Annotated in this window: 20 protein-coding genes and 1 pseudogene; 11 read left to right on the top strand and 10 right to left on the bottom strand. The window is 69.8% G+C overall.

Annotated features, from left to right (window positions below; translation table 11 throughout):
* Positions 1–8 precede the first annotated feature (8 nt).
* From BLS95_RS23800 to BLS95_RS23820, 5 genes are all read left to right on the top strand, one after another.
* Complete coding sequence (locus tag BLS95_RS23800) at positions 9–1,409, top strand: sensor histidine kinase (RefSeq protein WP_090935150.1); 1,401 nt, start codon at positions 9–11, stop codon at positions 1,407–1,409.
* On the top strand, positions 1,406–2,068 hold the full coding sequence (locus BLS95_RS23805; RefSeq protein WP_090935153.1) for a response regulator transcription factor: 663 nt from the start codon (positions 1,406–1,408) through the stop codon (positions 2,066–2,068). The genes BLS95_RS23800 and BLS95_RS23805 overlap by 4 nt, the downstream gene beginning before the upstream one ends.
* 88 nt (positions 2,069–2,156) lie before the next feature.
* Entirely contained in the window at positions 2,157–2,720 is a 564-nt protein-coding gene (locus tag BLS95_RS23810; protein ID WP_090935156.1) for a DUF4956 domain-containing protein, read from the top strand.
* Positions 2,721–3,019: 299 nt separating this feature from the next.
* Positions 3,020–3,895 (top strand): polyphosphate polymerase domain-containing protein, encoded by an 876-nt coding sequence (locus tag BLS95_RS23815; protein WP_090935159.1) that lies wholly within the window; start codon positions 3,020–3,022, stop codon positions 3,893–3,895.
* Positions 3,896–4,367: 472 nt separating this feature from the next.
* The gene (locus BLS95_RS23820) at positions 4,368–4,961 is read left to right on the top strand and encodes a DUF6879 family protein (RefSeq protein ID WP_342742752.1); all 594 of its coding nucleotides are present in this window, start codon (positions 4,368–4,370) and stop codon (positions 4,959–4,961) included.
* A 117-nt stretch (positions 4,962–5,078) separates the two neighbouring features.
* Here the strand turns inward: BLS95_RS23820 and BLS95_RS23825 are convergent, their stop codons facing one another.
* Genes BLS95_RS23825 through BLS95_RS23845 form a run of 5 tightly spaced genes read right to left on the bottom strand, consistent with a single transcriptional unit; the run spans position 5,079 to position 12,254 of the window.
* Positions 5,079–6,302, bottom strand: coding sequence for an acyl-CoA dehydrogenase family protein (locus BLS95_RS23825; RefSeq protein ID WP_090935163.1), 1,224 nt, complete (start codon positions 6,300–6,302; stop codon positions 5,079–5,081).
* 26 nt (positions 6,303–6,328) lie between these two features.
* The gene (locus BLS95_RS23830; RefSeq protein WP_090935166.1) at positions 6,329–7,309 is read right to left on the bottom strand and encodes an ABC transporter ATP-binding protein; all 981 of its coding nucleotides are present in this window, start codon (positions 7,307–7,309) and stop codon (positions 6,329–6,331) included.
* Entirely contained in the window at positions 7,299–9,692 is a 2,394-nt protein-coding gene (locus BLS95_RS23835) for a dipeptide/oligopeptide/nickel ABC transporter permease/ATP-binding protein (protein ID WP_090935169.1), read from the bottom strand. Before BLS95_RS23835 ends, BLS95_RS23830 begins: the two co-directional genes overlap by 11 nt.
* Entirely contained in the window at positions 9,685–10,623 is a 939-nt protein-coding gene (locus tag BLS95_RS23840) for an ABC transporter permease (protein ID WP_090935172.1), read from the bottom strand. The genes BLS95_RS23835 and BLS95_RS23840 overlap by 8 nt, the downstream gene beginning before the upstream one ends.
* Positions 10,620–12,254, bottom strand: coding sequence for an ABC transporter substrate-binding protein (locus tag BLS95_RS23845; RefSeq protein ID WP_090935175.1), 1,635 nt, complete (start codon positions 12,252–12,254; stop codon positions 10,620–10,622). The genes BLS95_RS23840 and BLS95_RS23845 overlap by 4 nt, the downstream gene beginning before the upstream one ends.
* 88 nt (positions 12,255–12,342) lie before the next feature.
* Here BLS95_RS23845 and BLS95_RS58055 point away from each other — a divergent pair.
* Positions 12,343–12,519: pseudogene (locus tag BLS95_RS58055) on the top strand (TetR family transcriptional regulator); the annotation flags it as partial.
* Between the two features lie 465 nt (positions 12,520–12,984).
* Here the strand turns inward: BLS95_RS58055 and BLS95_RS23855 are convergent.
* From BLS95_RS23855 to BLS95_RS23875, 5 genes are all read right to left on the bottom strand, one after another.
* Positions 12,985–14,073, bottom strand: coding sequence for an acyltransferase family protein (locus tag BLS95_RS23855; protein WP_245765232.1), 1,089 nt, complete (start codon positions 14,071–14,073; stop codon positions 12,985–12,987).
* A gap of 87 nt (positions 14,074–14,160) precedes the next feature.
* Positions 14,161–16,092: a DUF6807 family protein gene (locus tag BLS95_RS23860; protein WP_218135958.1), complete on the bottom strand. Its 1,932-nt coding sequence runs from the start codon at positions 16,090–16,092 to the stop codon at positions 14,161–14,163.
* Complete coding sequence (locus BLS95_RS23865) at positions 16,092–17,144, bottom strand: mandelate racemase/muconate lactonizing enzyme family protein (protein ID WP_090935185.1); 1,053 nt, start codon at positions 17,142–17,144, stop codon at positions 16,092–16,094. The genes BLS95_RS23860 and BLS95_RS23865 overlap by 1 nt, the downstream gene beginning before the upstream one ends.
* Entirely contained in the window at positions 17,141–18,013 is an 873-nt protein-coding gene (locus BLS95_RS23870; RefSeq protein WP_090935188.1) for a 5-dehydro-4-deoxyglucarate dehydratase, read from the bottom strand. Before BLS95_RS23870 ends, BLS95_RS23865 begins: the two co-directional genes overlap by 4 nt.
* Positions 18,010–18,909 (bottom strand): NAD-dependent epimerase/dehydratase family protein, encoded by a 900-nt coding sequence (locus tag BLS95_RS23875; protein ID WP_090935190.1) that lies wholly within the window; start codon positions 18,907–18,909, stop codon positions 18,010–18,012. The genes BLS95_RS23870 and BLS95_RS23875 overlap by 4 nt, the downstream gene beginning before the upstream one ends.
* 192 nt (positions 18,910–19,101) lie before the next feature.
* On the opposite strand from BLS95_RS23875, the gene BLS95_RS23880 reads away from it, so the two are divergent.
* From BLS95_RS23880 to BLS95_RS23900, 5 genes are all read left to right on the top strand, one after another.
* A complete protein-coding gene (locus BLS95_RS23880) occupies positions 19,102–20,055 on the top strand; it encodes a LacI family DNA-binding transcriptional regulator (RefSeq protein ID WP_090935193.1) in 954 nt (317 codons plus the stop codon).
* Between the two features lie 194 nt (positions 20,056–20,249).
* Positions 20,250–21,212 carry a carbohydrate ABC transporter permease gene (locus BLS95_RS23885; RefSeq protein WP_090935196.1) on the top strand — a complete coding sequence of 321 codons (963 nt, stop codon included), beginning with the start codon at positions 20,250–20,252 and terminating at the stop codon, positions 21,210–21,212.
* Positions 21,196–22,062 carry a carbohydrate ABC transporter permease gene (locus BLS95_RS23890; protein ID WP_090935200.1) on the top strand — a complete coding sequence of 289 codons (867 nt, stop codon included), beginning with the start codon at positions 21,196–21,198 and terminating at the stop codon, positions 22,060–22,062. Before BLS95_RS23885 ends, BLS95_RS23890 begins: the two co-directional genes overlap by 17 nt.
* 55 nt (positions 22,063–22,117) lie before the next feature.
* A complete protein-coding gene (locus BLS95_RS23895) occupies positions 22,118–23,407 on the top strand; it encodes an ABC transporter substrate-binding protein (protein WP_218135959.1) in 1,290 nt (429 codons plus the stop codon).
* Between the two features lie 22 nt (positions 23,408–23,429).
* Positions 23,430–24,707 carry a Gfo/Idh/MocA family protein gene (locus tag BLS95_RS23900; RefSeq protein ID WP_090935203.1) on the top strand — a complete coding sequence of 426 codons (1,278 nt, stop codon included), beginning with the start codon at positions 23,430–23,432 and terminating at the stop codon, positions 24,705–24,707.
* Positions 24,708–24,778 lie beyond the last annotated feature (71 nt).

Genomic DNA, 24,778 nt, shown 5'->3' on the forward strand with positions numbered 1-24,778 from the left:
GAGGCCGCATGCGGGTGAGCGCCCGTGCCCGGATCGTGGGCTGGATGCTCGCCGTCGTCGGCCTCGCCCTGTCCGTCGCGATCTTCGTGACCACGGTGATCCTGCTCTCCGAGCTCGACAACCGGGTGGACGCGGAGCTCGCCAACGAGACGGAGAAGTTCCGGCGTTACGCCGCCAGCTCCCTCGATCCGCGGATGGGGAGCGACGTCGCCCTGTTGCTTGAGGAATACCTGACGATCAACACCCCGGATCGGTGGGAGGACTTCTTCAGCATCGTGGACGGCGACGTGGACAAGAGGACCTGGATCGAGCCGCCGGTGCGCCTCGACGGCGACGCCGAGCTGGTCGCGCACATGGCCAGGGCCACCACGGTCGACGACCGGACGATCGAGACGGCGAGCGGGACGGTCTCCTACGTGGTGATACCGGTGACCGTCGTCGGCGACCCCCGGCCGGGTCACCTCGTGGTCGCGATCTTCTACGACCTGCAGCGCGAGGAGATCGCCGACGCGGTGCGGGTGCTCGGGCTGTCCGCGCTGGCGGGGATGGTGCTGGCGGGGGCGGCCGGGTGGTTCGTGGCCGGGCGGGTGCTGGCGCCGGTCCGGCTGATGAGCCAGACCGCCGAGCAGATCAGCGACTCCAGCGACCTCACGCGCCGGCTCGACGTGCCGGGCGACGACGACGTGGCCATGCTGGCCGCGACGTTCAACCACATGCTCGACCGGCTGGAGCAGGCCTTCGTCGTGCAACGGCACTTCATGGACGACGCCGGGCACGAGCTGCGCACCCCGATCACGGTCATCCGCGGCCACCTGGAGCTGATGAGCGACGATCCGGAAGATCGCGCCGAGACCCTGGCCCTGGTGACCGACGAGCTTGACCGAATGAACCGCATCGTCGACGACCTCATCACCCTCGCTAAGGCCGAGCAGCCCGGGTTCCTCTCGCTGGACCAGGTCGAGGTGGCCGATCTCACGGTCAGCGTGGTCGCCAAGGCCCGCGCGCTCGGCCGGCGGCAGTGGCGGGTCGACGAGGTGGCCGAGGCTCGCGTGCCCGCGGACCGGCAGCGGCTCACGCAGGCGCTCATGCAGCTGGTGGCCAATGCCGTGCGGCACACCACGGACGACGACCTGATCGCCGTGGGGTCGGCCGTACGCGACTCGTGGGTCGTGTTGTGGGTGCGCGACAGCGGTCCGGGGGTGGCGCCCGCGGACCGGGAGCGGATCTTCGGGCGGTTCATGCGCGGGGCCGGCCGTACCGGGGCTCACGACGGCGCCGGGCTGGGGCTGGCCATCGTCAGGTCCATCGCCGAGGCCCATGGGGGCAACGTGAAAGTGACCGACGCCGCGGGAGGCGGCGCCTGCTTTGTCATGTCCATCCCGCTTTGGGAGCTGTGGGAGGTGCGGTGAACCGCATTCTGATCGCCGAGGACGAGGCCAGGATCGCCTCCTTCGTGGAGAAGGGGCTGCGGGCCAACGGCTTCGTGACCGCCGTGGTCGGGGACGGGATCGGGGCCTACGACCTGGCCTGCGGGGGCGGGTTCGACCTGCTGATCCTGGACATCGGGTTGCCGTTGAGCGATGGGTTCACCGTTTTGCGGCGGTTGCGGGAGTCAATGGTCTCCATTCCTGTGATCATCCTGACCGCGCGTGACAGTGTGAGCGACACCGTGGCGGGGCTGGAGGGCGGGGCGGACGACTACATCGCCAAGCCGTTCGCCTTCGAGGAGCTGCTGGCCCGGGTGCGGTTGCGGTTGCGGGCCGAACGTACGCCGGAGGTGACCGTGTTGCGGGTGTCGGACCTGTCGCTTGATCTGCGTACGAGGCGGGTTTATGTCGGGGAGCGGGCGGTGGACCTGTCCACCCGGGAGTTCGCGCTGGCCGAGATCTTCTGCCGCCATCCCGACCAGGTGCTGACGCGCGAGCAGTTGCTGAGCCATGTCTGGGGGTTCGATTTCGACCCCGGGTCCAACGTGGTGGACGTCTACGTGCGCTACCTGCGGCGCAAGATCGGCGCGGAGCGCATCGAGACGGTCCGGGGGACGGGATACCGCATGAGAATTGCCTAATCATCAGCTCACAGACGCTTCACTCTCCTCCTACAAGCTGTTCATCAACGGCACTAGGGGAGGAGCGACCGTGATAGTCGGACTGGCGATGGACCTGGCCGCGATCATTCTGCTGGCCTACGGGCTCTACTACCGGCGGCACCACCGGCGAGACCTGCTGTTCGCCTACGTGGCGCTCAACGTGGGGATCTTCGCGGTGGTGTCGCTGCTGCTCGTCCAGCGGGTGGACATCGCGGTCGGCTTCGGGCTGTTCGGCCTGCTGTCGATCATCCGGCTGCGTTCCAGCGAGATCACCCAGCAGGAGATCGCCTACTACTTCGTCGCGATCGTCCTGGGACTGGTCAACGGCATCGCGGCCGCCTGGCCGACGACCGCGCTCCTGCTCAACGGCGTGCTGCTGGTGGTGATGTACATCGCCGACCACCCCGGCCTGCTCGGCCGCACCCGTCACCAGGTGGTGACCCTGGACGTGGTCTACGCGGATCCGGAGCTGCTGCGGGTGGACCTGGAGAGCCGGCTGCGGGCGCGGGTCCTGCACTGCGTGGTCACGCAGGTGGACTACGTGCGGGACGTGACGGTGGTGGATGTGCGTTACGTAGTGCCGCAGGGCTCGGCCCGAGACCAGACGCGGGCGCGGGCCGGGGTGCGGTGAGGCCGGGAGGTGAACGAATGCCGGGGTGCGGTGGTGGTGCGGGGGCGGTGTTCGGTGGTGGGGGGCGGCGCTGGGTGGTGCCTGGGCGGTGGTGGGTGGTGCGGCGGTGGTGGTGGTGCGAGGGCGGTCGTCGGTGGTGCGGCGGCCATAGGACGCTGATCGGCGGCGATGCTCGGGGGAGGGGACCGCTGCCGGAGGGGTGGGTGGTGGTGCGGTGGCGCGCTGGTGTGCTGGTAGCGGGTGGTTCGGTGGCGGCACGGAGAGCAAAGGAGATCTAGGTGCGTAGGGGGTGTGGGGGGATGTCGGACAGGGACGCGGATGTGTTGTTGGCCGGGGTGGGGGCGGCGGCCTCGCCGGTCGGGCTGGAGGACGTGCCGGAGCTGATGAGCCGGGTGGACAACAAATACCTGGTGACGGTCGCGACGATGGCGCGGCTGGCGGCGGAGCTGGGGGATCGGTTCGGGGTGCTGGAGATCGGGGGGTTGCGGCAGTTCCGCTACACCTCCACCTACTTCGACACGCCGGAGCTGCTCACCTTCCACCAGCATCGGCAGGATCGGCGGCGCAGGTTCAAGCTGCGCACCCGTACCTATCTGGACGGTGGAGGGCGGTGGCTGGAGCTGAAGCTCAGCGGGGCGCGCGGGAGCACGGACAAGCACCGCATCCCCTACGATGACGCGCCCGGACAGGTGCTCACCAGGGAGGCGCTCGACTTCGTGCGTGGCACCCTGCAGAGCGAGTTGCGGATCATCGCACCGGAGGCGCTGGGGCCGGTGCTGTCCACCGACTACCGGCGGGTGACGCTCATCGACCGGTCCGGCGCGGCCCGGCTCACCTGCGATACGGGGCTGCTCTGCCACGACGGCCGGCGCAGTGCTCCCGCCCGCCGCGACCTGGTGTTGCTGGAGTCGAAGTCGGCGGACGGCAAGGCCATGGTCGACAAGGTGCTGCGTGGGATGGGAGTGCGACCGGTGAGCGTGAGCAAATACTGCCTGGCGGTTGCCGCGCTCCGAGAGCTCCGAGCCAATCGCTGGCATTCGGTGCTGCAGCATTACCTCGACCCGAAGGCGGTCCCGGGGCAGCATCGCAGAGCTTATGCGTATGCACGGGCGGGATGCTCGGAAGGATCCGCCTTACGAGTGTTCGAGCCGCACGGGGTTCAGCGTGTCCGCTAATAGGGTGACGACGCGACCGCCGTGCTCGACGGGTACGACGTGGCCGCCCCGCACGCGGTATTGAGGTGCCGGCGTTCGTACAGCATCGGTTTCTCGACAATGGTCTTCCGCCACCCATCAGCCTGCCTGCTGTTTGACCTGGACGGGACGGCATCCGTGGGCGCTCTTGGCGAGGCCATCGCAAGGCGCGTTCACGCTCGCCGGATGCGGGTCTCTGTGAGTGGCCAAGGCTGGCACTGCAGTTGGCCGGTTTTCCCTGGGTGTTGTGGGTGGAGGGGAACGTCTTGGGTGGGCCAGGGCGGTGCTCTCGGCCCTTCGGCCGGACTACGTGGCCCGCGCCGGGGGCGGCGGGGGTTGCGCGTGGGGAGTTGGGGCGTTGTTGTTCCGTGGATTTATGCTTGTCGGCTGTTATTACGGTTAAACCCCTTGATAGGGGAGGCGGGGTCGCATTCTGTAAGAGGGGGCTTGTCGAATGCTTGAAAGGATCAATGAGATATCGGGGGTCCGGTTGTGTGCGGATGGATATCTCGATGACTTCTGGCCGAACTTTCGGGAGATTGATGACGTGCTCTGGAAACTCGAACGTATCCAGAGTTTCCGGGAGGCGGCGGTGCCGAGTTGGGTCGCGACGATGGAGGAGGACTGGGAGCGCTCGCTCAAGCTGATCGACCATGACCCCGTGGCCGGGTGCCGGGCCGAGGGCTTCGTCCGCAGGCGTGTCCGCGTCGTCGAGCAGCCTGTCACGCCCTACCTGCGGTGGGAGATGCACGTCCTGGCGCTGCGCGACCCGGCCGCCGAGCAGGTGCGGGTGCTCGACGCCCGGGAGGTCGCCGACCTGGAGGTACGCCGGCGCCTCCCGGAGCTGGTGGTCCTCGGCACCTCAGTGATGTACGAGGTCACCTACGACGCCGAGGGCACCCACAGCGGCGCCCGGCGGATCGACGACCGTGACGTGATCGCTGCCTGCCGCGGCGAACTCGACAAGTTGTACACCGCCGCCGAGGACTTCCGGTCCTACTACGAGCGGGAGATCGCGCCACTGCCCGCTCCCTCCCTGACCGGCTGAGTGCACTGGGAAGGTCGTCCGCGGGGTGGAGGCACTGGGAGGGTTGTCCGGGGGTGGGGGCGCGAGGGAGGGTCGGCTGCGGGGTGGGGCATCGGCAGGGTCAGTTGGTGGGGTGGGTTACAGGGGGAGGTTGCCGGTGGCGGTGCTGGTTGAGCCGGTTGCCTGGTAGGCGGCGATGGTGCGTTCGGCGATGCGCATCTGGTGGATCTCGTCGGCGCCGTCGGCGAAGCGAGCCCAGCGCGCGTGCTGGAACATGCCGGCCAGCGGCGTGTCCGTGGAGTAGCCGAGGGCGCCGTGCACCTGGATGGCCCGGTCCACGATCCGGTTGAGGCTGTTGGCCACGAAGTGTTTGGCCATCGACACCTCCGTACGGAAGTCCTCGCCCTTGTCGATCTTGGAGGCGGCGTGCAGCACCATCAGCTTGCACTGGTAGAGCTCCATGGCGGAGTCGGCGATCATCCACTGCACGCCCTGCTTCTCGGCCAGCAGCGAGCCGTGGCTGAAGCGGTTGAGCGCGCGGTCGACCATCATGTCCAGCGCCGTTTCCGCCTGCGAGATCCAGCGCATGCAGTGCGCGAGGCGGGCCGGACCCAGACGATACTGGCCGAGGCGGTGGCCGTTGCCCCGGCCACCGAGGATCTGGCTGTCGGGCAGGCGCAGGTCCGTGATGACGATCTCGCTGTGTCCGGTCGAGCCGTGCATGGTCTCGACCTCGCGTACGTCGTTCCAGCCCTCCTGTGGCAGGTCCACCAGGAAGGCGGTGTTCGCGCCCCGCGAGCCTTCCGGGACGTCCTGCTCCGTTCTGGCGATGAGGATGGCGAAGTTGGCGCGGCGGGCGTTGGAGATGAACCACTTGTGGCCGTTGATGATCCACTCGTCGCCGTCGCGTACGGCCGTCGTACGGATCAGGGTGGGGTCCGAGCCCGCCACCTCGGGCTCGGTCATGGCAAAGCAGGACATCTGGCGGCCCTCCAGCAGCGGGCGGAGATATCTCTCCTTCTGCTCGTCCGTCGCCCAGTGCAGCAAGGTGTGCATGTTGCCCTCGTCCGGGGCCATGCAGTTCAGGACCCACGGGCCGATGCGGGTCTTGGCCGCCTCCGACTGCACCATGGCCAGCTCCACGTGGCCCAGGCCCATGCCGCCCCATTCCTTGGGCATGTGGGGAAGCCACAGGCCCTCCTCCTTGGCCTGGGAACGCAGGCGGAAGATCGTCCGGAGGTATTCGTCGCGGTCGCCCTCCTTCACCCCCTCCATGGCGGGAATGACCGTGCCCTGGATGAAGGCGCGGACGCGCTTGCGGATCTCCTCGTGCTCGGGGGCGAGGGTGAAATCGATGGCCATGCTGATGTCGCTCCTTATTGAGGTGGTTATTCCAAGGTGGCCGGGTTGTGGCAGGCAAGCCAGTGGTCTTCGCCGATCTGTCTGATCTGGGGCTCCTCGGTGGCGCAGCGGGCATCCGCTCGCGGGCAGCGCGTACGGAACCGGCACCCCGAAGGCGGGTTCACCGGCAACGGCGGCTCGCCGCTGATCAGCTTGTCGGCCGGCGGCAGGTCGAGACCGCCCCCGGGGATCGAGGCGATCAACGCCCGGGTGTAGGGATGCGCCGGCCGCCCGATCAGGTCGGCGCTCGGCGCGAGCTCGCACACCTTGCCCAGGTACATCACCAGGATCCGGTCACTGATGTTCTTCACCACGGCGAGGTCGTGGGCGATGAAGACGAGCGTGAGCCGGTAGCGGTCCTTGAGGTCTTCCAGCAGGCCGAGGATCTGCGCCTGTACGGAGACGTCCAGCGCGGACACGGGCTCGTCGCAGATCACCACCTCCGGATCAAGGATCAGGGCCCGGGCGATGGAGATGCGCTGACACTGCCCGCCGGAGAACTCGTGCGGCCGCCGCTCCGCCGCAGTCGCCGGATCCAGCCCGACCGCCTCCAGCACCTCGTCCACCCGGTCGCCGGGCAGGCTCCAGACGCGCGGGCCCTCGCTGACGATGTCGCGTACGCGGCGGCGCGGGTTCAGGGAGGAGATCGGGTCCTGGAAGATCATCTGCAACCGGCGGCGCGTACGGCGCAGGGACTCGCCGCGTAGGGCGGTCAGTTCCAGGCCGTCCAGTCGGACGGAGCCGGAGCGGGGCGGCGGGAGTTGCACGAGCGCCCGGGCGGCGCTCGACTTGCCGCAGCCGGACTCGCCGACGATGCCGAGCGTCTCGCCCCGCGCCAGGTCGAAGCTCACCCCGGAGACCGCCCGCACGGTACGGCCGCGCCCTGCGGGGAACTCCACGACCAGGTCCTCCACGCGCAGCAGCACCTCGTCGGGGGGACGCAGGTGAGCACTCCCGCTACCGGCCACCGCTCTCCACCTCCTCCACCGCTTCTGTCTGGCGGTTGTTCGGGTCAGGTGTGAGGTGGCTCTTTTCGCCCGGGCGGCTGTTGGTGTCGGAGGGGAGGTGGCCGACTTCTGCCGGGCTGCTGTCCGTGTTGGGTGTGATGTGGGCGTCTTCTGTCGGGTGGTTGTTTGGGTCGGGTGTGGGGTGGCTCGCCTCGTCCGGGCGGCTGTCCATGCGGGAGGGGTGGTGGTCGTCTTCTGCGGGGCGGGTGTTCGTGTTGGGTGTGATGTGGGCGTCTTCTGTCGGGTGGTTGTTCGGGTCGGGTGTGGGGTGGCTCGCCTCGTCCGGGCGGCTGTCCATGCGGGAGGGGAGGTGGCCGTCTTCTGCCAGGCTGCTGTTCGGGTCGGGCGGGAGGCGGCTCTCTTTGTCCTGGTGGCTGTCCGTGTGGGAGGGGTGGTCGCTGTCTTCCGTCGGGCGGGTGTTCGGGTTGGGGGCGACGTGGTTCTTTTCGTCCGGGCGGTTGTTCGGGTTGGGGGTGACGGGGTCGGCTTTCGTCGCTGTGTTCTTTGTTGTCGGGTTGCGGGGGTGCCAGCAGGCGTAGTGGTGGCCGTCTTGGATGAGGGGTGGGGACTCGATGGTGCATCGGTCCTGGGCGTAAGGGCAGCGGGGCTGGAATGCGCATCCCGTCGGCAGGTCCGTCAGGTCCGGGGGCCGGCCGGGGATGACGCGTAGCCGGTGATGCACGGGATCCGTCAGTCGCGGCGCCGCCTGTAGCAACGCCTCCGTGTACGGCATCCGCGCCCGCGCGAACACCTCACCGGCAGGCCCCCGCTCCACCACCTTCCCGGCGTACATCACGATCACCTCGTCCGCCCACCGCGCCACCACGGACAGGTCGTGGCTGACCAGTACCACCGCCATGTCCCGTTCCTCCCGCAGCCGGTGGAGCAGGCGCAGCACCTGATCCTGGATCGTCACGTCGAGCGCGGTCGTCGGCTCGTCGGCGAACAGCACGTCGGGCCCGCATGAGAGCGCCATCGCGATCGTCACCCGCTGCCGCATCCCGCCCGAGAGCTGGTGCGGATAGCGGCGCAGCATGCGCTCCGGGTCGGGGATGCCCACCGAGGCCAGCAGGCGCACCGCCTCGGAACGCGCCTGCCGGCGTCCCATTCCCAGGTGTACCCGCAGCGGCTCGGTCACCTGTGTGCCGATCGTGCGCACGGGGTTCAGGGCGGTCATCGGGTCCTGGAACACGGTCCCGAGCCGGGGCCCGAGGACCGAGCGCATCTCGGCGGGGCCGAAGGTGGTCAGGTCGTCGCCGGTGAGGTAGACGTTCCCGGAACGGACGGAGTTGCCCGGTAGCAGGCCCAGGATCGAGCGGATCAGCATGGACTTGCCGGACCCCGACTCGCCCACGATGGCCAGGGTCTTCCCGCGTTCCAGGGTGAAGGAGACCCCGTCCACGGCCTTGACCACGCCGCGCGGGGTGACGAAGTGCGTACGGAGGTCCTCGACCTGCAGCAGGCAGTCCCGGACCGGGTGGGGCGGGTCCACATCGACGGGTGCGGGGGCCGCCTGGCGTACCGGCTCCAGGCCGCTCTCCCGCACGTCCGTCAGGGATCGGAGCCGGTCGCCCACCAGGTTGAACGACAGCACCGTGAGGAACATGACCAGGGAGGGCGCCAGCACCACGTGCGGCGCGGTCTCCATGAGCGTGCGCCCCTCGTTGATCATCCCGCCCCAGGTGGGCGTGGGCGCCTGCACGGACAGCCCGAGGAAGGCGAGGCTGCCCTCGGCCACCACGATCACGGCCATGCCGATGAACGCGTACGACGCCGCCGGCACCGCCACGTTCGGCACGATCTCCCGCCACAGGATCCGCCGGTCCCGGGTGCCGAGCACGCGGGCGGCCAGGACGAACTCGCGTTCGGCGTAGGTGAGGGTGGCGCCGCGGATGAGCCGGGTCCAGGAGGGCACGCCCAGCACGCCGAGCACGATGAGCACGTTACGCAGGTTCGCTCCGGCGAAGGCCACCACGGCCAGCGCGAACACGAGCGCCGGGAAGGCCTGGGCCACGTCGTTGACCGCCATGATGACCGCGTCCGTGGCGCGCCGCCGGTAACCGGCCAGGATGCCGAGCGGGGCGCCGATGCCCAGGCCCAGCAGTACGGCGCCGATGCCCACGCCGAGCGAGACGCGGGCGCCGTACACGATCCTGCTGAGCATGTCGCGGCCGAGGCCGTCGGTGCCGAGGGGATGCGCGCCGCTCGGCCCGGACCGCGGCGGGCCCGCCAGCGTCTCGTCGTAGCGGGGGAACGGCAGCAGGTCCGCCAGCAGGGCGGCGAGGAGTACGACGCCGATCCAGGCGACCGCGGCCCAGAAGCCGAAGCCCAGCCGCCTACGCACGACGGATCCGGGGATCGACGGCGGCGTACACGAGGTCCACCGCGAAGTTGACCGCAACGTAGCCGACCGAGATCAGCACGACGCCTCCCTGAACCGTCAGGTAGTCGCGGGAGAAGATGGAGTCCACGATGAGCCGCCCGACGCCGGGCAGGCCGAAGAGGGTCTCGATGATGACGGTGCCGCCGATGAGGGCGCCCAGGTTCAGCCCCACGGCGGTGACCAGCGTGATCGCGGACGGCCGGAGCGCGTGCCGCCACAGGATGCGGCGCGGCGACAGCCCCAGGGCGCGCGCCAGCGTGATGTAGTCCTCCTGCAGCGTCGCGATCAGGTCGGTACGCAGCAGCCGCGCGTAGACGGCCAGTTGCCCGCAGCCGAGCGTGACCGCGGGCAGGATGACCGAGGTGAGGTTCCAGCCCAGGTCGAGCGTGATGGGCGTCCAGCCGGTGGCCGGCACCACCTGCCAGGTGACGGCGAAGACCAGGATCAGTACCACGCCCAGCACGAAGACCGGCGTGGACAGCAGCGCGAAGCTGAGCGCGGTGAGCACCTGGTCCAGGGCCCGGCCCGCGCGCCGGGCGGCGGCCACGCCCACCGGGACGGCCAGGCCGAGCGCGATCAGCTGCGCGACCACCAGCAGCTCCAGCGTGACGGGCAGCCGCTCGGCCAGCTCGGCGGCCACCGGCATCCGGGTGATGTAGGACTCGCCGAAGTCGCCGGTGGCGAGCCCACCGAGCCAGTCGAGATAGCGCACCAGCAGTGGCTGGTCGAGCCCGAGCTGCGCGCGGAGCTGCGCGCGGGCCTCCTCCGTCGCCGACAGGCCCAGGATCTGCGTGACCGGGTCGCCGGGCAGCAGGTTGAGCAGCGCGTACGACAAGAAGGTGACCACGAGCAGCACCACCAGGAGCCGGACCAGCCGGTGGACGATGATCACCGTTCGGAGAGCCAGAGCTGGCCGAACGGGTGGTACGGGATGGGCGACCCGGTCAACGGCAGCCCCTTCGCACCGTCGGGCAGCACGTGCTCGCCGATGCCGCGTACCTTCGTCCTGGCCACGATGGCCCCGGTGTTGAGGTGGTCGATGAACACGTACGGCACCTGGTCGCGCAGCCGCTCCTGCACGGTGGCGTAGGCCCGCTTGCGCGCGGCCTCGTCCGGGTTCATCCGGCCGACGTCCAGCGCGTCGCTCAGCTGCTTGTCCTTGAGCCGGGAGAAGTTGAGCGAGATCTGGCCGACGGGCTTGGCGTAGCCCTGGTGCATCCAGATGTACTCACCGTCCGGGTCCTGGGAGGAGAACTGCGTCCACACGGTGACCGAGAAGGCGCCCGTGACGGCCCGGTTGATCAGGTCGGCCTGGTCGGCCTGCTTGATCGACGCCTCGATGCCGGCCTTGCGCCACATGTCCTGGGCCAGCTCGACGCCCTGCATGGTGTTCGGGTCGGGGGTGGAGATCAGCTCGAAGCGGATCGGACCCTTCTCCGCTTCCACCTCCTTGACCAGGGCGGCGGCCTTGGCCGGGTCGTAGTCGGGGTAGCCGCCGGGGGAGTACCACTCGGAGTCCTTGGACCACGGCCCGTCGGCGGGCTCCGTCAGGCCGCCGCGCAGGGTCGAGATGACGGCCTTACGGTCGATGGCATGGGCCAGGGCCCGGCGTACGCGTACGTCGTCGAGCGGGGCCACGGCGGTGTTGAGCAGGAAGAAGTATTCGGACACCGCCATGCCCTGGGCCCGGTGCACGGTGTAGGCGTCCTTGAGCGCGCCGAACTTGGTCAGGTCCTCGTCGCGGGAGGTCCCCATGGCGTCGATGCCGCCGGCCTCCAGCGTCTGGGCGCGCGTCTGGCTGTCGGGCAGGATCCTGAATTCGATCTCGTCCAGGTACGGCAGGCCCTGCCGCCAGTACCGCGGGTTCCGGGTGACGACCATGCGGTTGTCCGGGACGTACTCCTTGAAGATGAACGGGCCGGTGCCCACCGGCTTGAGGCTGGCCGCCTTGGGGTCGGCCAGCGAGGCGGGCGGCACCACCATGCCGATCTGCGCCGCCAGGTAGTAGGGGAAGGCCACCCACGGCTGGTTCAGCTTCACCGTGACCGTCATCGGGTCGGCCAGCTCGAACGACTTGACCGGCACGAACACGGCCGCGTTCAGCGGCGAGGCCTTCTGCGCGTCGAGGTTGGCCTTGACGATGTCACCGGTGAGGGAGATGCCGTCGGAGAACGAGACGCCCGACCTGACCTTGATCGCCCATTCGTCGTACTTGTCGTTGGGGGTGAGCGACTCGGCGAGGTACGGTTTCCAGTCGCCATTGGCGTCCACGCTCACCAGCGGCTCGATGATGGCGCCCGTCATGCTGTAACTCTGCGCCGCGAACTGGTCGGTGACCGGGTTGAAGCCGTTGGCGTCCGCGCTCAGCCCGTACACGAGGCGCCCGCCCTGGGTGGGGCCTGTCGGCGGCGCGCCGGACTGTGGTCCCGCGACCGGCCGCTGGCCGCTGCACGCCAGCACCCCGGCCGTGGCCAGCGCCAGGGCGAGCAGCAGCCGCGTGGTCGGCGTCATCCAGCGTTTCATCCACGCCTCCTCCCGGTTCGTCCCCCGAGAGCAATTTCACCGATAGTACTATCGGTGAAAACTCGCACAAGTACCTGAGGGAAAAGCCGTGACGGACACGCCGCTCACCAGGAGCCAGGCCAAGGATCAGACCAGGCGCAGGCTGATCCGCGCCGCCCTGGCCATCCTCGACCGGGAGGGCGAGGCGGGGCTGACCACGACCAAGGTGGCCAAGGCGGCGGGCATCGCGCAGTCGAGCTTCTACGTGCACTTCAAGGACCGCCAGACGCTGCTCCGGGTGCTCGCGGAGGAGGGCGGCGAGCGGCTGCGCCGTTCGATGCGCGAGGCGCGGCGCAAGGCCAGGGAGGCCCCCGGCGACCTCGAACGCCACCGCGACACCTTCCGCATCCCGCTGGAGGCCATCTGCCGCCATCCCGAGCTGCTGCGCATCCAGCTGCGCGCCCGGCACGACCCGGCGTCCTCGCTGCGCGACTTCGCCCGGCAGACGGCCGCGGCCTACCGCGAGCACCATGCCGCCGACCTGGCCGCGCTCGGCTACACCGCCGACAACGAGCACGACCGGCGCCGGCTGGAGATGATCGCCGAGGGGATCGACGCGGCGACCAACGCCCTGGCCATGGGGCACATCGAGGGCCGCTATCCCGACCTGGACGAGTGCGCCGACATCCTGACCGCGCTGTCGAGGGGCGCGCTCCGGCTGCTCAGATCCACCTCGGGCGGTGAAACAGCGTCAGGAGGCGGGGCGGCGCAGGGAGGTGAAGGCCCAGGACATGCGGGGCTCGACCGCCCAGTGGAAGAGCCGGCGCACCGGCGGCGTGCACAGGAGAGTGGCGGCCACCAGGCCGACGACGGTGGACAGGAACAGGTTCAGCTCCAGCCACTCGGCGAGCTTGACGACGAAGCCGTGGAGTAGGTAGGCGTACATCGTGGCCGCGCCCAGTCCACTGAACCACGTGCGCCGGGCCGGCGTGATCGCCAGGAACGCCGCCAGCAGCACCGCCCCCGCGACCAGCAGCCCGAGCCTGATCGCGGTGCCGGTGAGATCGTCCACGCCGATCTGCGCGTTGGAGTGCCGCCAGCGGATCCACTCCGCCGGCACGGAATCGTGCACGAGCAGCGCCACCGCCAGCCCGATGCCGAGCGTGCAGGCCCCGGCCAGCCGCATGTACGGCCGGCGCAGCAGCGCGAAATGCTCCGGCCGCAGCATCAGCCCCAGCACGTAGAACGGCAGCAGGCCGAAGGTCCGGTTCATGGACAGCTCGTCGGGCAGCGCGCTCATCCCGGTCAGCAGCGACAACCCCACCGCCACCAGCAGCGGCCACCTAAGCTGCTGCCACACCGGCGTCGACAGCCGCCACAGGAACAGCGACAGCAGGAACCAGGTCAGGAAGTACGGCTCCAGGATCGTCAGCTTGAACTTCCCGTACAGGATCAGCGACGGCAGCGAGTACGCCGTCTCGAAGATCAGGTACGGCACCGCCAGCGTGGAGATGAGCTTGCGCGCCTTGCCCGCCCCGAACGTGAAGTTCCGCGACAGATAGCCACTGAGCAGGATGAACAGCGGCATGTGGAACAGATAGACGAAGAAGTAGAGCGCGTGCACCAGGACCGCGTCCCGGTGCGGCTCGACGAGGTGACCGGTGACCACCAGCAGGATGGCCAGGTATTTGGCGTTGTCGAAGAACGGGTCCCTGGCGGTCTTGGCGAAGGACTTGGTGACGACGGGTTTGGCGGTGACGGGTGCGCTCACAAGCCTGCCGTCGCCGTCGCCCGTGGGCCTGCCGCCGGGTCCGCTGGTCGTGTTGCTGCGCTCGGTCACAGATCACGAACTTTAGCCAACGACCCGGTAACCGCCAGGAAACGCAGAGTTAGGGATTACCGAAGGGTAGGTGTCGCCCGCCGGACGTTACTGAAGGTCGGCTGGCAACTCCCGCACCTCGGCGGCCAGGGCGGCGGCCGACGCCGCGTCCAGCCGGCCGTCCGCGACGACCGTGACGACCCGCCTGGTCAGGGTGTCCTCCAGGACCAGCGGGCGGTCCCAGGCCAGTGCCTGGCCCACGCCCGGATATTCCGCCACCCGGACGAACCAGGGGTCACCGGCCGTCTGGACGAACACGAGCGTCCAGTCCCGCCCGTCCGGCGCGGTGCCCGACAGGGCCACCCACGGGTCGCGGCTGCCGTGCACGGCCGCCTCGTCTCCCGGCAGGGTCGTCCTGGCGGTGGAGGCGCCCGGGGCGCGCCAGAAGAAGCCGCCGTAGCCCGCGCCCGCCCGGCCCTTGGTGGCCGAGCTGTGGATCTCCAGCGGAGCCCCGGTGTGGTTGGTCAGCGTGAACGTGAGGTCGAGCGCCCAGGCATGCCCGAGGGGCCGCGCGGTCACCGTCCGCACCTCGCGCGCCACCAGCCGGCCGTCAGGCCCGATCCACTCCAGGTGCTCGGTGAAGCCGTCGTCGCCGAGCCGGGGGAAGTCCAGGTGCCGCTGCGTGCCGTGGTCGTCCAGCCAGGTCGGCCCCCGGTCCCTGACGTAGGTGCGGCCGCCCCAGAAGTTCACCCCGCCCAGGTCGGCGATCGCCACGCCGGCGCCGAGGTGGTGGACGTGGTCCGCGGGCCGGAACTCGGTGACCTCGACGCCGCCGAGCGTACGCACCGGGTGCAGGTAGGGCCGGGGCGCGTCGGTCGCCGGCAGGCCGGGCCGCCACTCGTAGGAGGCCACCGGCCGCTCCGCGACCAGCAGCTCCACCCGCGTCCACGGCGGATCCAGCTCGGAGTACAGGGCCAGCTCCCGCGCGCTGCGGTCGGTCAGGTCGGCGATGCCGGGCAGGAAGCGGTATTCGACCTGGCCCGCCTCGTTCCGCTGGACGATCTGGTGCCGCTCGGGGATCGGCAGCGGCTCGGGGGACAGCCGCACCGCGTCCAGGACCTGAGTGAACGTCTCCGTACGGGAGAGCGGCACCAGCAGGTCGGCCCCGGTGCGTACGTGGTCGATGAGGTTCTCCAGCAGGTCGGTGCGCTCGTGGACGGTGGTCGTGACCGAGCCGTCCGGCAGCTCGACCCGCAGCCGGTCCTCGGTGTAGACCAGCGTGGCCACGCCCGCGTCGCCGTGTACGACCAGGTACGGCTCGTGCCGCTCGGGGGCGCACAGCGTCACCGCGATCGTGATCACGAACCCGTCGTCCATCCGGATCCGCACGCACGACGTGTCGTCCGCCTCGATCGGGTGGGCCCGGTAGAGCTCGGTCTCGATGCCCGCGATCGGCCCGTCCACCAGCGCCAGCGCGGACGCCACGGCGTGCGCGAACGGGTTGGTCAGGGCCCCGTCCACGACGTCGACGCCGTTCAGGCGGCGTTTGCCCGCCCAGGCGGAGCGGGTGAAGTAGGACGAATGGCGTTCCCAGGCCCCGGCGCCGCCGATGCCGTGGACCTGACCCAGAGTGCCGCCCGCGATCAGCTCGCGCAGCGCAGGGATCGCCGTCGAGCCGAGCGACTGGAACCCGACCTGGCAGGCCAGCCCGGTCTCGGCCACCACCGCGGCGATCCGCCGATGCGCCTCCCGACCGGCCGCCGGGGGCTTCTCCAGCAGCACGTGCGACCCGCCGCGCAGCGCGGTCACCGCCAGGTCGGCGTGCGTCTGGATGGGCGTGCAGATCACGGTGATCTCGGCGCCGGTCTTCGCGAGCAGCTCGCCCAGATCGGGCGACTGCAGTGGCTCCACGAAATCGACCTCCACCGGCCGCACGTCGCAGATCCCGGCCAGCTCGATCACACCCCGCTCGGCCAGCCGGCGCAGGTTGCGCAGGTGGTGCCGGCCGTGGCCGTTGGCCCCGGCGAGAACGACCTTCATCACGACCACCTCAGCCCGAGTCCGGCGTGCCCGCCCGCGCGCAGCACGCCGTCCGCGATCTCCACCGGGTACGGCTCCGCCAGCAACCCCAGGGCGGCGAACGAGGCGTCCTCCACGTCCTCCACCATGACCGGCAGCGGCAGGGTCAGCGCCAGCTGCCCGGACATCTCGCTCAGCAGGTGCGGGTAGACCGGCACGTCGTACGTCCTGGCCAGCTCCACGATCCGGCGGAACGGCGTGATCCCGCCGACCCGGACCACGTTCGGCTGGACCACGTCGCAGGCGCCGGCCGCCAGCAGGTCGCGGAAGCCGTAGACGGTGTAGACGTTCTCGCCCACCGCGACCGGCACGTCGATGGAGCGGCGCAGTTCGGCGTGCGCGGCCACGTCGTCGGCCGGTAGCGGCTCCTCGATCCAGTGCAGGCCGAACTCCGCCAGCGCGGCGATCGCCCGCCGGGCCCGGTGCAGGTCCCAGCGCTGGTTGGCGTCGATCATCAGCAGCCGGTCGGGGCCGATGACCTCGCGTACCGCGGCCACCCGCGCCACGTCCTCCGCCAGGTCCGGGCGGCCCACCTTGATCTTGACACCCCGGTGGCCGGCCGCCACCCAGCGCCGGGCCTGCTCGACCAGCTCGTCCAGGGGGTAGTGCAGGTTGACGCCGCTGCCGTAGACCGGGACCTCCTCGCGCCGCCGCCCCAGCACGTCGGCCAGGCCGTCACCGCCGCAGCGCAGATCCCACAGCGCCAGGTCTATCCCGGCCAGCGCGATCGTGGTGATCCCGCCGGGCCCGGCCTCGCGCAGGTGCCGCCAGAGCAGGTCCCACACCACCTCGGGATGCGCGGGCAGCCCGATCGCCGCCTCCCGCAGGTCGTGGTCCAGCAGCGCCCGTACGGCGTGCGCGCCGATCTGCGGCGTCCACGCGAACCCGGTGCCGGTGCGCCCGTCCTTGAGCGTGACGTGGGTGACGATCACGTGGTTGGCCGGCACGTCGGCGCCCCAGGGGCGGGGGAGGGGGACGGTGCGCAGCTCGGTACGCAGGTCGGCGATCGTCATGAGGCCACCAGGTCGAGGCCGGTCTTGATCAGGGTGTCCAGCTCCTGTAAATGCTCGCCGGTCACCTCGACCAGCGGCGGGCGCACGCTGCCCACGTCCAGGCCGCGCAGCCGTACACCGGCCTTGACCAGGGAGACCGGGTAGCCGGGGACCTTGCCGCGCAGCCGTACGAGCGGGGCGTAGAAGCCGGTCAGCAGCCGCTCGTCCCCCCGCAGGTAGGCCAGCGCGATCTCCGGCGCGAACGCGAACACCGCGCTGGAGTAGAGCTCCACCCCGATGCCCCGGTAGGCGGGCATGGTCAGCTCGGCCGTCGGCAACCCGTTGAAGAACAGGAAGTCCGGGTACGCCTCCCGCACGGCCAGCACGGTCTGCTGCATCCGGTCGATGTCGCCCAGCCCGTCCTTGAGCCCGATCACCCCGGGGATCCCGGCCAGCTCGACCACGGCGTCCGGTTCGAGCACCACGGAGCCGCGCTGGTAGACGATCACCGGCAGCTCGGCGGCCACCGCGGCCACGTAGGCGGCATAGCCGTGCCCGGGCCCCTGGGCCAGGTACGGCGGCATCAGCAGCAGCCCGTCCGCACCCGCCGCCCGCGCGGCCCGCGCCTGGTTCAGTGCCGTGCCGAGCGGGCCGCCCGCGCCCGCGAACACCGGCACCCGACCGGCCACGACCTCGCACGCCACCCGCACCGCCCGCGCGTGCTCGGCCTCGGACAGCGCCGAGAACTCGCCCGTGCCGCAGGCCACGAACACGCCCCCGGGGCCGTGCCGCAGGCCCTGTTCGAGATGCTCGGCCAGCACCTGCTCGGCGAGCGTGCCGTCGGCGTCGAAGGGCGTCACGGGGAAGAACAGCACACCGCTGAGATTCATGCGAATTCCTTGGATTCCTTGAGTTCGGTACGCCAGCTCCGCTTGGGCCGCCAGCCGAGCAGGCGCTCCGCCTTGGCGGTCGAGAAGGCCGGGGTGGTGCCGGTGAGCCCGGCCGCGAACGGCTCGGTGCCCGGCACGGCCTGGGGCAGCAGGTCCGCCAGCGGCTTCCTGGCCAGCGCGTCCGCGGCCCCCGCGAAGAACACCTCGCCGCTGGGCAGCTCGGGCAGCGCTTCGGCGAGCACGGCGATCAGTTCCGCGGCGTCGCGGGAGTCGATGTAGTTGAACAGCGAGACCCCGCCCAGCTCCGGCCGGTCCAGCCGCTCGCGCACGGTGTGGCCCGACTGCGTGGGGGCGCCCGCCCACTCCTCGGGCGGGATGACGAAACAGGGCCGCACGGCGGCCATCCGCGCCTTGCCGGCCAGGGCGAACGCCTTCATGGTCTGCTCGGCCGCCACCTTGGACAGGTTGTAGGCGTTCCACGGCCGTACCGGGTGGTCCTCGTCGATCGGCAGGTACGCCGGCGCCCAGCCGCCGGGGGCGCCGTACCCGATCACCGTGGGGCTGCTGGCCACCACCACGCCCCGCACGTCCAGGGCCACCGACGCCTCGCAGATGTTGAACGCCATCTGGGTGTTGACCTTGTAGATCACCGACTCGGGGAAGCTGAACGGCGTGGCGATGGCGGCAAGGTGGATCACGGACTCGGGCCGGAACCTGGCGATCACCTCGAACGCCTCGCCCGTGTCCGTGAGGTCCGCGGGCTGGGCGACGGCCGCCTCCCCGGGCGTGCCCGGGACGCGGTCGACACCGATGACCTCGTGCCCGGCCGCTGCCAGCGTGGTGACCACGCTGCGGCCGAGGCGTCCTGCGCTTCCGGTGACGAGGACTCTGCTCACCGCAAAAGGCTCCTTCAAGACTGCAAACAGTTGCACTAAACCTTTGTGTCCGAAGGGCCGAAGCGTCAAGGGGTGATTTCGTCGCCTGGCCTCTAGCTGCGGCTTCCCTTGAACAGTTCGGGGTGCTCGGCGCGGCAAGCGCTTTCAGCATGCACGAGGTCTCTGCAAGCGGTTGCGTTAGGGTGGGCGACTGTGACAGTGACGATTCGTGATGTGGCCCGGGCCTCCGGCGTGCATGTGTCGACCGTGTCGCGGACGTTCTCCGCGCCGCACATGGTGAACGCCGCCACCCGGACGAGAGTGCTCACGGTGGCCGAGGAGCTCGGATACCGGCCCAACCGGGCGGCACGGGCGCTCACGACCGGCCGGACCCACAACCTCGGCCTGATCGTGGCGGACATCGCCAACCCGTTCTTCCCGCCGTTGATCAAGGCGGCCCACGCCGCGGCGCGGCAGCGCGACTACCACCTGTTCGTGGCCGACACCGACGAGGAGCCGGCCGCCGAGGAGGAGTTGGTGCAGGCGTTCTCCAAGCAGGTGGACGGGGTGGTGCTGTGCAGCCCCCGCTCCTCCAACAAGGCGCTGGAGCGGCTGGCCGAGCGGGTGCCGTTCGTGGTCGTCAACCGGCGGCTGCGCGGGGCCGCCACGGTGCTGATGGACGTCGGCCACGGGGCCAGGCTGGCGGTCGAGCACCTAGCCGGGCTCGGGCACCGCCGGGTGGCGCTGGTCTCCGGCCCGGCGGGCTCGTGGACGAGCGCGGAGATCCGGACGGCCGCCGAGCAGGTGCCGGGAATCGAGCTCGTGGTCATCGGCCCCAACGCGCCCACCGAGCGGGGCGGGTTCGCGGCGGCCGACCGGGTGCGCGACTGCGCGGTGACGGGCGTGCTCGCCTACAACGACCTGGTGGCGATCGGGCTCATCGAAGGGCTGGCCGACCGCGGCCTGAGCGTGCCCGAGGACGTCAGCGTCGTGGGGATCGACGACATCGTCTCCGGGCGGCTGAACCGCCCCAAGCTCACCACCGTCGCCATGCCCACGGCGGCGGCCGGGCGGCTCGCGGTCGATCTGCTCATCCAGGAGGTGACCGCCACCACGTCGCTGGAGACCCGGCTGGTGATCCGGGACTCCACGGCCCCGCCACGATAACCCGGAAGCTGCAAACGGTTGTACCAACCGCGAAACAAATAGATCCGACCTATGCGACGGGCAAAGGTGTCAGCTGGGAAAACGCCGTGTCGATATATCGGTAACGGCTATGTAACGCCTGCAAAGGGTTGACGTAACTTTCCCGCCAGCTATAGGAAAGCGCTATCCATTCACTTCTCGCCGGAAGGTCCGTGATGACTGAAGTTTCGGTGGCGGTGAAACCCCCGAGCACGGCGACCAAGCCCAGACGTGGCGGCCATCGCTCCACGAAACGCTCCCGCCGCGAGGCACGGGCGGCCTACCTGTTCCTGGCGCCCTGGTTCGTCGGCCTGCTCGTCATCACGATCGGCCCGATCTTCGCCTCCCTCTACCTGTCGTTCACCGACTACAGCCTCCTTGAGGAGGCCGAGTGGGTGGGGTGGGACAACTACGTCACGATGTTCACCGAGGACCCGAGATTCCTGTCCTCCCTGCAGGTGACCACCATCTACGTCGTCGTCTCGGTCCCGCTGCAACTGGCCTTCGCGCTCGCCCTGGCCCTGGTGCTCGACCGGGGGCTGCGCGGCCTGCCGCTCTACCGCTCCATCTTCTACCTGCCCTCGCTGCTCGGTGGCAGCGTCGCCATCGCGATCCTGTGGCGCAAGGTCTTCGGTGCCGAGGGCCTGGTCAACTCGGTGCTCGCGGTCGTCGGCATCCAGGGGCCCGGCTGGGTGGGCCATCCGGACTACGCGCTCAGCACGCTGATCCTGCTGCACGTGTGGACGTTCGGCGCGCCGATGATCATCTTCCTCGCCGGGCTGCGCCAGATCCCCCGCAGCTACTACGAGGCGGCCGCGGTGGACGGCGCGGGCCCGTGGCGCCAGTTCAGGTCGATCACGGTGCCGCTGCTGACGCCGATCATCTTCTTCAACCTGGTCCTGGAGATCATCAAGTCGTTCCAGTCGTTCACGCAGTCGTTCATCGTCAGCAGTGGCAGCGGCGGACCCGCCGACTCCACGCTCTTCTACACGCTCTACCTCTACCTCAAGGGGTTCAAGAGCTACGACATGGGCTACGCGGCCGCGATGGCCTGGGTCCTGCTGGTCATCATCGCCGGGCTCACCGCGGTGAACTTCCTCGCTTCCAAGTATTGGGTCTTCTATGGCGACACCAAGTAGGCCGATCCCGTTCCTCTTCCGCCCGATCAGGGGCGGCAAGCTGGTCAAGCACGTGCTGCTGATCGGGTTCGGCCTGGTCATGCTCTATCCGCTGTTCTGGATGGTCTCCAGCTCGCTCAAGCCGGAGGAGCTGATCTTCAGGCAGCCCGGCCTGTGGCCGAGCGAGGTCACCCTGGAGAACTACCGCGACGGCTGGTACGCGCTGAAGCATCCCTTCGGCTACTACCTGTGGAACTCGGCGGTCGTGACCGGCCTGTCGGTGGTGGCGAACCTGGTGGCCTGCTCGCTGGCCGCCTACGCCTTCGCCCGGCTGAACTTCCCGCTGAAGAGGTTCTGGTTCGCGATCATGCTGGGCGGGATCATGCTGCCGCACCACGTGACGATCGTGCCGCAGTACATCATGTTCTCCGAGCTCGACCTGATCAACACGATCTGGCCGCTGGTCATGCCCAAGATCCTGGCCACGGACGCGTTCTTCGTCTTCCTCATGGTGCAGTTCATCCGCACGTTGCCGAGGGAGCTGGACGAGGCGGCCGAGATCGACGGCGCGGGTTACTGGCGCATCTTCATCAGGGTCGTCATGCCGCTCTGTCTGCCGGCACTGGCCACCACCGCGATCTTCACCTTCATCTGGACCTGGAACGACTTCCTCAGCCAGCTCCTCTATCTCAACAATCCCGACAACTTCACCGTCCCGGTAGCGTTGCGCACGTTCCTCGACTCCAGCAGCGACTCGTCGTGGGGCCCGATGTTCGCCATGTCGATCGTCGCCCTCGGTCCCATCTTCGGGTTCTTCCTGGCAGGACAGAAATACCTGATCCGTGGTGTCGCCACCACGGGCCTCAAGTAGCACCCCCGAAGGCAAGGCACCCCCCAACAAAAGAGGACCCATAGGAGGTAGAGCCGTGAGCTCTGGCAAGAAGATGTGGTCGGCGGCACTGCTCGCCACCGCTGTGCTGGCGGTCACCGCGGCCTGCGGCAGTGGCAGCGGCGGCGGGGGCGAGACCGCCGATGGCAAGATCAAGCTGCGCTTCTCCTACTGGGGCAGCGACGCCCGGCAGAAGATGACCGAAGAGGTGATCAAGAAGTTCGAGGCGAAGAACCCGACCATCGACGTGGAGGGCGAGTTCTCCGACTTCGACAGCTACTACGAGACGCTGTCCACGAAGGTCGCCGGCGGCGACGCCCCCGACGTCATCACCATAGAGATCCGCGGCCTGCGCGAATATGCCGACCGCGGCACCCTGGCCGACCTGAACGGCAAGGTCAACACCGCCGACATCGACGCCAAGGTGCTCACCACGGGAGCCGTGGACGGCAAGCAGTTCGCCATCCCCACCGGCGTCAACGCCTTCTCCTTAGTCGTCAACCCCGGCCTGCTCGAACAGTCGGGGGCGAAGCTGCCCGACGACACCAAGTGGACCTGGGAGGAATACGTCGACCTGGCCTCCAAGATCAGCTCGGGCAGCGGCGGCAAGGTCACGGGCACGCAGCTCAGCTGGAACCCGGCCTACCTCCAGATCTTCGCCGCGCAGCGCGGCGAGCCCTTCTACCAGGGCAACAAGCTCGGCCTGACGCCCGACACGATCAAGGCGTGGTGGGCCATCATGCAGAACCTGATCAAGACCAAGGGCGCCCCCGACGCCGCCAAGAGCGCCGAGATCGGCGCGACCAGCGTGGACCAGTCGCTGCTGGCCACCAACACCGGCGCGTTCGGCATGTGGTGGAGCAACCAGCTCGGCGCGGTCACCAAGGCGTCCGGCCAGAACATGGACCTGCTGCGCATGCCGAAGGCGCAGGGCGCCACCAGCGGCGGCATGTTCCTGCAGCCCGCGATGTTCTACACCGCCTCGGCCAAGTCCGCCCACGCCGCCGAGGCCGCCAAGTTCATCGACTTCATGATCAACGACCCGGAGGCCGGCGCGATCATCCTCAGCGACCGCGGCCTGCCGGCCAGCTCGAAGGTGCTGGCGGCGGTCCGGGACAAGCTGCCGGAGGCGGACGTCAAGACGCTGGACTTCCTCGACAAGGTCAAGAGCGAGCTGGCCGACCCGCCGGCCGCCCCGCCGAAGGGCGCCAGCGCCATGGAGGACATCCTCACGCGGTACTCGGAGGAGGTCATGTTCGGCCGGATGACCCCCGACGACGCCGCACAGAAGTTCATCACCGAGGCCAACGCCTCCATCGCAGGCTGACCTCACGCCACTAAGGAGACATATGAGGTACGCGTTCGTCGGGCTCGGGCACCGCGCGCAGATGTACGTCAACGCGCTGCTCGGCGAGTGGCGCGACGCCGGCACCATCGTCGCCCTGTGCGACACGAACCGGACCCGCATGGACCATTACGCCGAGCGGATCGGTCACGAGGTGCCACGCTTCGCGCCCGCCGAATTCGACAAGCTGCTCGAGCTCGCCGACGCGGTCATCGTGACCACGGTCGACGCCACCCACGCCCGCTACGTCGTCGCGGCGCTCGACGCGGGCCGTGACGTCATCGTGGAGAAGCCCCTCACCGTCGACGCCGAGGGCTGCGCGGCCATCGCCGCGGCCGCCGAGCGCAGCACGGGCAAGCTGATCGTCACCTTCAACTACCGCTACTCGCCGCGCAACTCCGCCGTGCGCCGCCTGCTGATGGAGGGCGCCATCGGCGAGGTGACCACGGTGCACTTCGAGTGGACGCTCGACACCATCCACGGCGCCGACTATTTCCGCCGCTGGCACCGTGACCGGGCCAACTCCGGCAGCCTGCTGGTGCACAAGGCCACCCACCACTTCGACCTGATCAACTGGTGGCTCGGGTCCGCTCCCGAGACCGTCTTCGCCCAGACCGACCTGCGTTTCTACGGCGCGGAGAACGCCAGGAAGCGCGGCCTGGGGGAGCGCCCCGAGCGAGGGCAGGGCGCTCCCGGGCTGGGCACCGACCCGTTCATCCTGGACATCTCCAAGGACCCCAGGCTCAAGGCGCTCTACCTGGACGCCGAGCACGAGGACGGCTACTTCCGCGACCAGGACGTCTTCGGCGAGGGCATCACCATCGACGACAACATGTCGGTGCTGGTGCGTTACGCCAACCGTGCCGTCATGACCTACTCCCTGCACGCCCACGCGCCCTGGGAGGGTTACCGGGTGGCCTTCAACGGCACGGAGGGGCGGCTGGAGCTGGACGTGGTCGAGCGGGAGTGGACGCCGCCGCACGCCGCCATCGACCCCAGCGCCGCCGCCAAGGAGCCCACCGGGTCCTCGGAGCGGCTCACGCTGCACCGGCACTGGAGCCGGCCCGAGGAGGTGCCCATCGAGGTGGGCGAGGGCGGGCACGGCGGCGGTGACCGGCTGCTGCTCAACGACGTCTTCCGCGGGCCCGACAACGACCCGCTGGCCCGGCAGGCCGGCTACCGCGACGGGATCCGCAGCGTGCTGACCGGCGTCGCGGCCACCACCTCCGCCCGCACCGGCGTCCCCGTGCACCTCACGGACGACGGCACGCGCCTGCGCTGAGCCCGCCCGGGCGGTCGCTGCCCGGGGTGGGGCCGGCGCGGTACGAGCGGCCGCCGTCCGGACCTGCCCCG

The organism is Nonomuraea jiangxiensis (assembly GCF_900099965.1).
Classification (GTDB): domain Bacteria; phylum Actinomycetota; class Actinomycetes; order Streptosporangiales; family Streptosporangiaceae; genus Nonomuraea; species Nonomuraea jiangxiensis.

Coding starts and splice junctions, on each gene's coding strand:
- BLS95_RS23800 (WP_090935150.1), top strand. CDS start 9: ATGCGGGTGAGCGCCCGTGCCCGGATCGTGGGCTGGATGCTCGCCGTC.
- BLS95_RS23810 (WP_090935156.1), top strand. CDS start 2,157: ATGGACCTGGCCGCGATCATTCTGCTGGCCTACGGGCTCTACTACCGG.
- BLS95_RS23815 (WP_090935159.1), top strand. CDS start 3,020: ATGTCGGACAGGGACGCGGATGTGTTGTTGGCCGGGGTGGGGGCGGCG.
- BLS95_RS23820 (WP_342742752.1), top strand. CDS start 4,368: ATGCTTGAAAGGATCAATGAGATATCGGGGGTCCGGTTGTGTGCGGAT.
- BLS95_RS23825 (WP_090935163.1), bottom strand. CDS start 6,302: ATGGCCATCGATTTCACCCTCGCCCCCGAGCACGAGGAGATCCGCAAG.
- BLS95_RS23845 (WP_090935175.1), bottom strand. CDS start 12,254: ATGAAACGCTGGATGACGCCGACCACGCGGCTGCTGCTCGCCCTGGCG.
- BLS95_RS23860 (WP_218135958.1), bottom strand. CDS start 16,092: ATGAAGGTCGTTCTCGCCGGGGCCAACGGCCACGGCCGGCACCACCTG.
- BLS95_RS23865 (WP_090935185.1), bottom strand. CDS start 17,144: ATGACGATCGCCGACCTGCGTACCGAGCTGCGCACCGTCCCCCTCCCC.
- BLS95_RS23870 (WP_090935188.1), bottom strand. CDS start 18,013: ATGAATCTCAGCGGTGTGCTGTTCTTCCCCGTGACGCCCTTCGACGCC.
- BLS95_RS23885 (WP_090935196.1), top strand. CDS start 20,250: ATGACTGAAGTTTCGGTGGCGGTGAAACCCCCGAGCACGGCGACCAAG.
- BLS95_RS23890 (WP_090935200.1), top strand. CDS start 21,196: ATGGCGACACCAAGTAGGCCGATCCCGTTCCTCTTCCGCCCGATCAGG.
- BLS95_RS23900 (WP_090935203.1), top strand. CDS start 23,430: ATGAGGTACGCGTTCGTCGGGCTCGGGCACCGCGCGCAGATGTACGTC.